At 68.1% G+C, this 1,792-nt stretch carries 1 protein-coding gene; it reads right to left on the reverse strand.

Annotated elements, in window-relative coordinates; all coding sequences use genetic code 11:
* Nucleotides 1–2: 2 nt before the first annotated feature.
* A partial coding sequence (xsc, locus tag AC1DT6_RS40410; protein WP_477112230.1) for a sulfoacetaldehyde acetyltransferase occupies nucleotides 3–1,792 on the reverse strand: 1,790 nt, incomplete at its 5' end.

The following is a 1,792-nucleotide window of genomic DNA, read 5'->3' on the forward strand; positions in this document are numbered from 1 at the left end:
GCTCAAACGTAGTCCTTGTACTTGTCGAGCATGCGCACGGGCTTGGCGAGCGCATCGCGGCGGAACGGGTCGCCCAGCTCGCGGGTGCACATGATTTCGATGATGGTGGTCTTGCCGTGGTTCATCTGCAGGTCGATGGCGCGCTTGAGCGCCGGGCCCACATCCTCCAGCTTGTCCACCACGATGCCTTCGGCGCCCATGGCGCGGGCGATCTCGGCAAAGCTCTGGTTGTCCAGTTCGCCGGCGACGAAGCGGCGGTTGTAGAAGTCCACCTGGTTCTTCTTCTCCGCGCCCCACTGGCGGTTGTGGAACACCACGGCCGTCACCGGGATGTTGTGGCGCACGCAGGTCATGGTTTCCATCAGGCTCATGCCCCAGGCGCCGTCGCCGGCATAGGACACGGCCGGGCGGTGGGGTGCGGCCACCTTGGCGCCGATGATGGTGGGGAAGGCATAGCCGCAGTTGCCCCAGCTCATGGCGGCGAAGAAGCTGCGCGGCTTGTTGAAGCGCAGGTAGCTGTTGGCCACCGAGTTGATGTTGCCGATGTCGGTGGAAACCATCACGTCTTCCGGCATGGCCTTCTCCAGCTCGCGCAGGACCTGGCGCGGATGCAGGTAGTGGCCGCCGGTGGGCGTGCGTTCCTGCTTCTGCTCCTCGATCATGTCCAGGCTGTAGGGGTCGCGCTCGTGGGTCCACTCGTCGAGCTCCTTCTCCCAGGCGGCCTTCTCGGCGGCGATCTGGCCGGCGCGGTCTTCGCGGGAGGCGTCGCACGCCAGCGTGCGTCCGGCCAGACGCTCGGTCAGCGCCACGGCGGCGGCCTTGGCGTCGCCGCAGATGCCCACCGAGATCTTCTTCACCAGGCCAAGCATCTTATGGTCGGCATCGATCTGGATGATCTTGGCGTTCTTGGGCCAGTAGTCCATGCCGTGCTGGGGCAGGGTGCCGAACGGTCCGAGGCGCGAGCCGAGGGCGATGACGACGTCGGCGCGGGCGAGCAGCTTCATGGCCGCCTTGGAGCCCTGGTAGCCCAGCGGGCCGCACCACAGCGGGTGGCTGGCGGGGAAGGAGTCGTTATGCAGGTAGCTGTTGACCACCGGGGCGCCCAGCCGCTCGGCCAGCGCCTGGCACTCCGCGATGGCATCGGCCATGACCACGCCGCCGCCGGAGATGATGACGGGGAACCTGGCCTGCGCGAGCAGTTCGGCGGCTTCGTTCAGGCGCTGGTCGCCGCCGGGGCCGCGGTCCAGGCGCTGGGGCTGGGGGATCTCGGCCTTGATCTGTCCGTAGAAGTAGTCGCGGGGGATATTGAGCTGGGTGGGGCCCATCTCGGCCATGGCGCGGTCGAAGCAGCGGCCGGTGAACTCGGCCATGCGGGCCGGGTGGGTGACGTGGCCCTGGTACTTGGTGAACTCCTGGAACATCGGCARCTGCTTGGCTTCCTGGAAGCCGCCCAGGCCGATGCCCATGGTGCCGGCTTCGGGGGTGACGATGACCACGGGGCTGTGGGCCCAGTAAGCGGCGGCGATGGCGGTGACGCAGTTGCTGATGCCGGGGCCGTTCTGGCCGATGACGACGCCGTGGCGGCCGGAGACGCGGGCATAGCCGTCGGCCATGTGGCCGGCGCCCTGCTCATGCACGACGGGGATCAGGCGGATGCCGGCGGGGGCGAAGATGTCCATGGCGTCCATGAAGGCCGACCCCATGATGCCGAACATGTCGGTCACGCCGTTGGCGGCAAGGGTCTCGACGAAGGCTTCCGAGGGGGTCATGGCCTGCGGGCCGGCGGTGGCGG

The sequence above is a fragment of the Cupriavidus sp. 01L45 genome (genome assembly GCF_056399885.1).